Below are 8,654 nucleotides of genomic sequence, written 5' to 3' on the forward strand. Positions count from 1 at the left end.
CGACCTGCACGACGAGCTGGGCGCGCTGCTGACGGCGGCCAAGCTCGACGTGGCGCGGCTGAAGTCGCGCATCACGATCCACACGCCCGACATCACCGAGCGGCTGGTGCACCTGAACGAGACGCTGAACGAAGGCATCGCGCTGAAGCGCCGCATCATCGAGGACCTGCGGCCGTCGTCGCTGAGCAACCTGGGGCTGCTGGCGGCGCTGGAGATCCTGGGCCGCGAGTTCGCCGAGCGCTCGGGCGTGAAGGTGATCAGCGAGCTCGAGCCGGTGTCGCTGAAGCCGTCGGGCGAACTGACGGTGTACCGGCTCGTGCAGGAGGCGCTGACCAACGTCGCGAAGTACGCGCAGGCGCGCCAGGTGGTGGTCACGCTGCGGCCGCGCGGCGCGCTGGCCGAGGTCGACGTGCACGACAACGGCAGCGGCTTCGACACGCAGGTGGCGCGGCCGTCCACGCACGGGCTGCTGGGCATGCGCTACCGCGTCGAGGCCGAGGGCGGGCGCATGAGCATCCAGTCGACGCCGGGCACCGGCACGCGCATCCAGGCGACGCTGCCGCAAATTTGAGTCGTCGGCTCCCTCCTACACCGCATCGGCTCGCCGTCCCATTCCTCGCGGACGCCCGCGCTCCTAGAGTGGTCCCATCGTCAACCACTCACACCGAAGGAGCCAGAGCATGCTGTATTACGCCGTCGTGTTCTTCATCATCGCGCTGATCGCCGCCCTGTTCGGCTTCGGCGGCATCGCGGCCAGCGCTGCCGGCATCGCGAAGATCCTGTTCATCATCTTCGCGATCATGGCCGTCGCCGCCTTCCTGTTCGGTCTGATCAAGCGCGGCACCTAGCCGCGGCGCCGCGCGCCGCCTTGCGGCGCGCCCTCGCCTCGCCTAACTTGTCTATTCCCACATACCAATCAAGGAAACAGCCATGAGCACCTCCACCTTCAAGACCGACAACCTCAGCAGCCAGGCCAGCGACACCGTCAACAAGCTGGCCGACACGGCGGACAGCGCGGTCAAGAGCACGCGCCGCGTCGCCAACAGCGCGCTCGACCACGCCGAATCGGCGATCGGCGAAGCGCGCGACACCGCCGAGCCGACGATCGCCCGCCTGGCCGGCCAGGCCGAAGCGCTGGCGCGCCGCGGCGTTGACGCCGTGAAGGACACCGCCACGCACGTGCGCGAACGCGCCGCCTCGGTCGGCGATGCGACCGTGCGCTACGTCAAGGACGAGCCGGTCAAGTCGATGCTGATCGCCGCCGCGACCGGTGCCGCGCTGATGGGGTTGCTTGCGCTGATCCAGAGCGCTCGCCGCAACAACCAACAGTAAACCCGGCAGTGACCCCGCCGTGGGCGCTGGACCGGCCCGGCCGATTGGTGCATCGCACCACGGCCGGGTTCGCCGCGTCCGCTTTCGTCCACCGCTGTAGCTCACCATCGGTGCTGCCATGATCCATCCGCTGATCAAGCTCGTTGCCACACGGCCTGAACTCGTCGCCGATCACCTGAGTGCCTACGCCGCGCTGATCGGCAGCGAAGCGCGCCAGGCGCAGAGCCGCTGGACCGTCCGCCTGCTGCTGACGGCGCTCGCGCTGTGCTGCGTCGGCGTGAGCGCGGTGCTCGCGGGCGTCGCGCTGATGCTGTGGGCGGTGACGCCTTCGCTGCAAGGCGACGCGGTGTGGGCGCTGTGGGCCGCACCGGCCGTGCCGGCGGTCGTTGCCGTGGTGGCCGGCGTGATCGCGCGGCGACCCGCGGCCGAGCCGGCGTTCGCTGCAGTGCAGCAGCAGTTCGAGGCCGACGCACGCATGCTCGGCGAAGTGGGTGCGACATGACCCACGTCGAAGAAACCCAGCTCGACCCTGGCCTGCCGGCCGTGGTGCCGGCGCGGCCGCTGAGCCCGAAGGAACGGCTCGCGGCCTCGCGCGAATCCATTCGCGCGGCGCTCGTGAAGGCGAGCGCCCCGCCCGATCCACACGCTGTGCATGCGCCGCAGGAACCGGGCTGGCTCGGCACGCTGGGCGACGCGCTCTCGGACCTGCCCGCCGCCGCGATCGCGGTGCGCTGGTTGCGCCGCTGGTGGGCCGGCCATCCGTGGCGCACCACCTTCGAGTTCGCACGCGACGCCGGACAGGAGCTCGCGGGCCCGCTGGCGAAGAAGCACCCGTGGTGGCTGCTGGCGGGCGCCTTCGTCGGCGGCATGCTGCTGACGCGCGTGAAGCCGTGGCGCTGGTTGTCGGGCGGTGCGTTGCTGGCCGGCTTGCTGCCGCGCTTCGACCTGGCATCGATCATCAGCTGGGTGAACCTCGCGATCGCGGACTTCACGCGGCAGGCCCCCGCACCGGCTGCTGCATCAGCATCGGCGCCCGCACCCGCATCGACATCTGCATCGACATCAGCGCCGCCGCCATCACCGCCTTCGGCACAACCGCCGCACATGCCCGGCACCGACTACACCGTGCACTGAGCGTCGCCACGCTCTCTTTGCCGAAGCGCGCCGCGGGCGCGCCTTTTGCCGATCGCCACGCATGCCTTCAAGGCATCGGATCGGCAAAGCATTCCGTCCTACATGCGCTCACGCCAGCGTCCGATGGATCGGCTGCGGGGCGGCCCATAGAGTTGCCTCATCGACTCGACACCGCGAATCCGCACCGCACCAAGGAGAACGACATGCTGAAGTGGGCCATCATCTTTGCAGCCATCGCGCTCGTCGCGGGCGTGTTCGGATTCACCGGCATCGCCGCCGGTGCGGCGGGCATCGCGAAGTTTCTCTTCGTGCTGTTCCTGGTGCTGTTCGTGGCCGTGGTCCTGATCGGATTGCTGGGCGCGAAAGCGATCAGCAGCAAGTGATGTTCATGTTCTATTGACCCCCATGCCACGACACGGGCCCGCACGGGTGGGGGCTCGATGTCCATCTTCCCGATGACCACCTGGATCACAACGCTTCCACACTGAAGGAGAACCACATGCTTGTCCGCAACACCCTCGCTGCCGTCGTATCCGCCGTCGCCCTGCTGTCCGCCACCGGCTGCGCCGTGACGCGTGATCAATCGACGGTCGGCAGCTACGTCGACGATGCCGCCATCACCACCGCGGTGAAGGCGAAGTACGTCGGCAACAAGGACGTCGATGCCTCGTCGATCAGCGTCGAGACGCTGAACGGCACGGTGCAGCTGTCGGGCTTCGCGAAGAGCGCGAACGAGAAGAGCACCGCCGAATCGATCGCCCGCAACGTCAACGGCGTGAAGTCGGTCAAGAACGACATCCTGATCCGCCCGTAAACCTCACGACCCTCACGGCTCGTCCGTGTGAAGGCGCACCACCCCGCGGGGTCGTGCGCCTTGCGGCGTTGAGGACAGGGCGCTCGGTGCGCCGTCTTCGCACACGATGTCCCTCTCCGGCACCCTGACGCCCGCCGCGAAACCGCCCGTCGAGGCCGGGCGCGCCAGCATCGCATCGCAGGTCGACGAGCCCGCGTCGCCGCTCGACGACGGATATCCCGGGCCGCTTCCGCGCTCGGCGGCCTCGGCGACGGTGATCGCGACGGTCGCGGTGATCGGTGCGCTGTGGTGGGGCCAGCGCTTCCTGGTGCCGGTGGTCGCCGGCCTGATGCTCGCGATGCTGGTCGCGCCGGTGGTGGCCGGCCTGCGCCACCTGCTGCGCAGCCAGATGCTCGCGGTGCTGCTGTCGCTGGTGCTGTTCCTCGCGCTGGCGGCCCTCGCGTCGATGGCCTTCGGCGGCAAGCTGCTGCGCATGGTGGACCGCAGCCCCGAGATCATCCGCATGGTGGCCGAGCGCATCACGCCCACCGAGGCCGATGACGACTCCGTGCTCAAGCGCTCGCGCGATGCGCTGCAGGAACTCGACCGCGCCGCCCAGAGCGTCGCCAACGGCGCGCCGCCGCCGAAGCCGACGCGCCAGAAGCTGATCCCCGCCGCGCCGGCGCACACGCTGACCGAGACCGTCACGCTGTGGATGCGCGACACCGCGCTGAACGGCTCGACCATCCTGATGAAGTTCGCCGGCGACCTGACGATCATCGTGTTCGTCGCGTTCTTCGTGCTGAGCGGCGGCAGCCCGCTCGCGGGTCGCTTCATCGACCTGTGGGGCGGGCGCTCGCAATCGCGCACGCGGGCCTGCCGGGCCCTGCATGAATGCTCGCGGCAGATCCGCATCTATGTCGGCGTGCTGCTGGTCACCAACGTGCTGATCGGCTGCGCGGTGTGGGCCGCGTTCGCCTGGGGCGAGATCCCCGATGCGGCGATGTGGGGCGTGACCGCCGCGGTGCTGCATGTCGTGCCGTATGTCGGCATGGGCATCCTGACGGCGTTCGGCGCAGCGGAAGCCTTCCTCGCGCACGGCACCGCCGGCGCGGCGATCGGCACCGCGGTCTACCTGGTCGTGGTGTCGACGCTGATCGGCACCGCGGTCGCGGCCTGGCTGCAGAGCCGCGCCGCGCGGATGAACGCCGCCGCGGTGTTCATCGGCTTGGTGTTCTGGGGCGCGCTGTGGGGCGTGTGGGGGCTGTTCCTCGGGCCGGGGCTGATCGTCGTGATGAAGGTCGTCGCGGAACATTCCCGCTCGGCCACGCGGCTCGCGCGATTGATGGAAGGGTGAGCGTGGCGCAGGGCGAGGTCGCCGACACCCCGGGGCTCGCTGTCCGCCTCTGGCACCGGATGGTCGCGAGCACGGCGGGGCACGTGGTCTCGGTGGGCGTTCGCACCATCAACCGCTTCATCGAATGCCATGGCGCGCGCCAGGGGGCCGCGGTGGCGTTCTACGCGGCGTTCTCGATGGCACCGCTGCTCGTCGTCGTGACGAGCCTGCTGGTGTGGCTGCTCGGCGACCAGAGCGCGAACGCGACGATGGTGGATGCGGTCGGCCGCCTGCTCGGCCCGGGCGAGGCCCGCACGCTCGCGGACCTGCTGGCCAGCGCGCCGCACACCGCGACGACGCTGCTGTCGCGCGAACGGGCCGGCGGGTTCGCGGTGGCGGCGCCGGTGATCGCGGTGGTGACGATGCTGGTCGGCGCGGTCGGCGTGTTCGTCGAGTTGCGCGCCTCGCTGCAGGAGATGCTGGGCGCACCGCCGGAGCGCGGCTCGCTGTGGCGGCTGGTGCAGGTGCGCCTGCTGTCGATGGGCGTGCTGCTCGGCTGCGGCTTCCTGCTGGCGGTCGCGATGGTGCTGCAGGCCGTCGCGCTGCTGGCGATCCGCTGGGTGGTCGACCAGACCGATGCGCTCGGTCCGGCGCTCGGGCCGCTGCTGCAGTCGGTCGAGCTGCTGTGGTCGTGGCTCGTGATGACCACGCTGTTCTCGTTGCTGATGGTGTGGCTGCCCGATGCGCACCTGCGTGTGCGGCATGCGTTCATCGGCGCGGCGGTCGCGGCGGTGCTGTTCCTGGCGGGGCGCTACGGGATCAATGCGTACATCGCCGGCACGGCGCTGCGCTCGACGCTGGGCGCCGCCGGATCGTTCGCGGCGCTGCTGGTGTGGATCTACTGGTCCTGCCAGATCTTCCTGCTGGGGGCGGCGCTGGCGGTGGAGATGGGGGCGCATGAGCGGGTGCCGTATCCGCCACCGGACGCGGATTGACCCGGGCCGTCTTCAAGCCGGACGACTGGCGGCGATCCAGGCTTCGGTGGCGCCCATCGTCACGCGGTAGCGCGCGCAGTTGAAGGCTTCGAGCTTGCGCAGTTCGTCGCGCAACAGAGGCGCGAAGCCCGGTGCGTTGTCGTCTCCGAGGTGCAGCGCCTCGATCGCATCGGCCAGCGTCCTGCGATCGCGCACGACCAGGCCGATCGCCTCGTTGAGGGCTTCGCGGTATCGCAAGTGAAGCGGGTCCGGTGCCCACCCATCCGACCCAAAAAAAAGGCCCGCAAAGCGGGCCCTTCGTGAGTGTCAACCGGGATCAGCGGCTGAAACCACCCTGGCGCGGGCGCTGCGGCTTGCCGAAGCTCCCCTTGTTGCCGCCGGGGCCGCTCGGCTTGCGCGGCGCGAAGCCGGCGTTGTTGCCGCGGTCGGCCGGCGCGCGGTCGAACGCATGGCGCGGCGCGCCCTCGTGCGGCGGACGGTTCGCGAACGGGTTGTCACGGCGCTGCTCCGGGGCCGGGCGATCGAACGAACCGCGCGGCGCGAAGCCGTCCGGGCCGCGGGTCGCAAAGCCTTCGTTGCGCGGTGCGAAGCCTTCATTGCGCGGCGCAAAACCTTCGCCACGCGGGGCCGGCCGGCCGAAGCTCTTGCCGCCCTGGTGGCCACCGTGGCCGCCACGGCCCTGGCCGAACGGCTTGCCGCCGAACTTGCCTTCGGGGCGGGCAGCGAACATGCGCGGTTCCGGCGACTTCGGCTCCAGGCCGACGATCGTCGCGACCGGGATGTTCTGCGTCGTGAAGGCCTGGATGCGGCGGATCATGCCGGTGTCCATGCGCTCGGCCAGCGTCACCGCGAGGCCGTTGCGGCCGGCGCGGCCGGTGCGGCCGATGCGGTGCACGTAGTCTTCGGCCTTCATCGGCAGGCCGTAGTTGATCACGTGGCTGATGGTCGGCACGTCGATGCCGCGCGCGGCGACGTCTGTTGCGACCAGCACGCGCAGCTGCTTGTTGCGCAGGCCCTGCAGCACGCGGGTGCGGCGGCCTTGCGGCATGCCGCCGTGCAGCGATGCGACCGCATGGCCCATGTCGGCCAGGCGATCGGCGAGCCAGTCGGCATCGCGCTGCGTGCTGGTGAACACCACCGCCTGCTCCATGTCGCGCTCGGTCAGGATGTGGTCCAGCAGCGCATTCTTGTKCGCGCCGTTGTCGGCCCAGTGCAGGCGCTGCTCGATGTTCTCGTGCGTGTCGGTGTGCGAGGTGACCTCGATGCGCTGCGGATCGCGCAGCAGGTCCTGCGCGAGGCGGCCCACGTGGCCGGCGAAGGTCGCGCTGTACATCACGGTCTGGCGGTCTTGCGGCAGCTGGTCGGCGATGGTGCGGATGTCGTCGATGAAGCCCATGTCGAGCATGCGGTCGGCTTCGTCGAGCACCAGCATCTCGACGTTCTCGAGGATGGCCTTGCCGCTTTGCAGGTGGTCGAGCAGGCGGCCGGGGGTCGCGATCAGGATGTCGAGCGGGCCACGCAGCGCCTTCAGCTGGGCGCCATAGGGCACGCCGCCGACGACGGTGGTCACGCGCAGGCCTTGCACGTGCTTGCCGTAGGTCACGGCGGCCTTGTCGACCTGCATCGCCAGTTCACGGGTGGGTGCCAGCACGAGGATGCGCGGGCCGTAGACCATGCCCTTCTCGCGGCGCTTGGTGTTGTCGCCGCGGGCGGCGAGGATGCGCTGCAGGCCGGGCAGCACGAACGAGGCGGTCTTGCCGCTGCCGGTGCTCGAGGCGACCATCAGGTCCTTGCCTTCGATGGCCGGGGGGATGGCGCGGGCCTGCACGTCGGTCGGCGTCTCGTAGCCGGAATCCTTCAGGGCTTGCAGCAGGGCCGGGTTCAGGCCAAGGGTATCGAAACTCATCGTCTTCTTTCTCAAACACGGTGCCGCCGGCCCGCAAAGGGCACAGCACGACACCAGCGCGCATCGGGTGCACGCGGATCAGTCGCTGGGGAGAAGGTCCGAACCCAGATCGGCGAGAACGCTCGCGCCGGTGCCGGGGAACATGGGAACAGTCAAAGCGACGGCATCGCCGCCAACCATTCCCGCAGAGCCCTGGAAATCCCTGAAAGGGGTCCCGGGGTTCGCCGCGGAGTTCGAACAGGCCGCACGGCCGTGAAAGCGGCCATGGGAAGACTCGATGAGGTCAGAGGGGATGAACGAAACGCCTCGTACAGTCAAGTGACGGTGCCGAGGCGAAGCGCGGAGTATAGGGGGCCGCGGGTTTTCCCGCAAGCCCGAATGCCCTTCGAATCCGTCGGGCTACACTTCGCGCCGGTCGGCAGTTCACCCAGGTCTCGTCGCGCTGGCGCCCGCCAGCGATCTGAACCTGCCAAACGCCTTCGGCCCATTCTGGTCACGCCCTGCGTGCGCCCGGCCGGCAACGACGATCCCCGGCGCCCGCAAGGGTCGCAGCGCACGCGAGAGGGAGACCCTTCATGACACGCGTCCTGTTGCCGTTGCACACGGCCGACCTGTCCACCTTCGCGAAGTCACTGGCGCAACAACTCGCCGACGCGACGGAGCCGCCCGGCCACCAGTCGCTGATGAACATGCTGGCGCGCGCCGCCGGCCACCGCAACCTGCAGGCGCTGCGTGCCGCGCAACTCAAGCCGGCACGCCCTCCCCAGCCCGCGCAGGCACCGCTGATGCTGACGCCGCTCGCGCGCAAGGCGCTCGGCCAGTTCGACGCGCAGGGCCGGCTCGCGCGCTGGCCGACGCGCTTCGCGGTGCAGCGCCTGGCGATCTGGGTGCTGTGGACGCACTTCGAGCTGCGCCGCGTCTACACCGAGCGCGAGGTCAACGAGGTGCTGAAGGCCTGGAACGCGTTCGGCGACCATGCCACGCTGCGCCGCGAGCTGGTCGAGATGAAGCTGCTGGCGCGCAAGCCCGACTGCAGCGAGTACCGCAAGCTGTCGCCGCGCCCCGGCGACGAGGCCCGCGCGCTGATCCAGGCCTGGCGCGCCGGGTACGCAGCCTGACAGCGGCTGCTACTTCGCCAGCAGGTGCTCGCGGTAGTAC

Annotated in this window: 12 protein-coding genes; 10 read left to right on the forward strand and 2 right to left on the reverse strand. The window is 70.0% G+C overall.

The window, feature by feature from the left end:
* The 9 genes from AC1D15_RS10775 to AC1D15_RS10815 form a co-directional block, all read left to right on the forward strand.
* Positions 1–571: sensor histidine kinase (locus AC1D15_RS10775; protein ID WP_477825970.1), on the forward strand; the 571-nt coding region annotated here is incomplete at its 5' end.
* A gap of 109 nt (positions 572–680) precedes the next feature.
* Positions 681–848, forward strand: coding sequence for a DUF1328 domain-containing protein (locus AC1D15_RS10780; protein ID WP_047500752.1), 168 nt, complete (start codon positions 681–683; stop codon positions 846–848).
* An 82-nt stretch (positions 849–930) separates the two neighbouring features.
* On the forward strand, positions 931–1,332 hold the full coding sequence (locus AC1D15_RS10785; protein WP_477825971.1) for a hypothetical protein: 402 nt from the start codon (positions 931–933) through the stop codon (positions 1,330–1,332).
* Positions 1,333–1,450: 118 nt separating this feature from the next.
* Positions 1,451–1,834 carry a hypothetical protein gene (locus AC1D15_RS10790; RefSeq protein WP_052211260.1) on the forward strand — a complete coding sequence of 128 codons (384 nt, stop codon included), beginning with the start codon at positions 1,451–1,453 and terminating at the stop codon, positions 1,832–1,834.
* A complete protein-coding gene (locus tag AC1D15_RS10795) occupies positions 1,831–2,466 on the forward strand; it encodes a hypothetical protein (RefSeq protein ID WP_465111149.1) in 636 nt (211 codons plus the stop codon). Before AC1D15_RS10790 ends, AC1D15_RS10795 begins: the two co-directional genes overlap by 4 nt.
* 203 nt (positions 2,467–2,669) lie before the next feature.
* Positions 2,670–2,849: a DUF1328 family protein gene (locus tag AC1D15_RS10800; protein ID WP_047501127.1), complete on the forward strand. Its 180-nt coding sequence runs from the start codon at positions 2,670–2,672 to the stop codon at positions 2,847–2,849.
* A gap of 116 nt (positions 2,850–2,965) precedes the next feature.
* The gene (locus AC1D15_RS10805; RefSeq protein WP_465111148.1) at positions 2,966–3,280 is read left to right on the forward strand and encodes a BON domain-containing protein; all 315 of its coding nucleotides are present in this window, start codon (positions 2,966–2,968) and stop codon (positions 3,278–3,280) included.
* Between the two features lie 106 nt (positions 3,281–3,386).
* Positions 3,387–4,616, forward strand: coding sequence for an AI-2E family transporter (locus tag AC1D15_RS10810; protein WP_465111147.1), 1,230 nt, complete (start codon positions 3,387–3,389; stop codon positions 4,614–4,616).
* Positions 4,613–5,590, forward strand: a complete 978-nt coding sequence (locus AC1D15_RS10815; RefSeq protein ID WP_477825972.1) for a YihY/virulence factor BrkB family protein — start codon at positions 4,613–4,615, stop codon at positions 5,588–5,590. Before AC1D15_RS10810 ends, AC1D15_RS10815 begins: the two co-directional genes overlap by 4 nt.
* Positions 5,591–5,602: 12 nt before the next feature.
* On the opposite strand, the gene AC1D15_RS10820 is transcribed toward AC1D15_RS10815, so the two are convergent.
* Together AC1D15_RS10820 and AC1D15_RS10825 are read right to left on the reverse strand one after the other, a co-directional pair.
* Positions 5,603–5,827 (reverse strand): hypothetical protein, encoded by a 225-nt coding sequence (locus AC1D15_RS10820; protein ID WP_477825973.1) that lies wholly within the window; start codon positions 5,825–5,827, stop codon positions 5,603–5,605.
* A 79-nt stretch (positions 5,828–5,906) separates the two neighbouring features.
* Positions 5,907–7,496, reverse strand: coding sequence for a DEAD/DEAH box helicase (locus tag AC1D15_RS10825; protein ID WP_477825974.1), 1,590 nt, complete (start codon positions 7,494–7,496; stop codon positions 5,907–5,909).
* A 575-nt stretch (positions 7,497–8,071) separates the two neighbouring features.
* On the opposite strand from AC1D15_RS10825, the gene AC1D15_RS10830 reads away from it, so the two are divergent.
* A complete protein-coding gene (locus tag AC1D15_RS10830) occupies positions 8,072–8,614 on the forward strand; it encodes a DUF2087 domain-containing protein (protein WP_047500732.1) in 543 nt (180 codons plus the stop codon).
* Positions 8,615–8,654 lie beyond the last annotated feature (40 nt).

This window comes from Rhizobacter sp. P2_H2 (assembly GCF_056403375.1).

Bases quoted from the DNA above. Each gene is read 5' to 3' on its own strand.
- AC1D15_RS10810 (WP_465111147.1), top strand. From the start codon at position 3,387: ATGTCCCTCTCCGGCACCCTGACGCCCGCCGCGAAACCGCCCGTCGAG.
- AC1D15_RS10780 (WP_047500752.1), top strand. From the start codon at position 681: ATGCTGTATTACGCCGTCGTGTTCTTCATCATCGCGCTGATCGCCGCC.
- AC1D15_RS10790 (WP_052211260.1), top strand. From the start codon at position 1,451: ATGATCCATCCGCTGATCAAGCTCGTTGCCACACGGCCTGAACTCGTC.
- AC1D15_RS10830 (WP_047500732.1), top strand. From the start codon at position 8,072: ATGACACGCGTCCTGTTGCCGTTGCACACGGCCGACCTGTCCACCTTC.
- AC1D15_RS10785 (WP_477825971.1), top strand. From the start codon at position 931: ATGAGCACCTCCACCTTCAAGACCGACAACCTCAGCAGCCAGGCCAGC.
- AC1D15_RS10800 (WP_047501127.1), top strand. From the start codon at position 2,670: ATGCTGAAGTGGGCCATCATCTTTGCAGCCATCGCGCTCGTCGCGGGC.
- AC1D15_RS10805 (WP_465111148.1), top strand. From the start codon at position 2,966: ATGCTTGTCCGCAACACCCTCGCTGCCGTCGTATCCGCCGTCGCCCTG.
- AC1D15_RS10795 (WP_465111149.1), top strand. From the start codon at position 1,831: ATGACCCACGTCGAAGAAACCCAGCTCGACCCTGGCCTGCCGGCCGTG.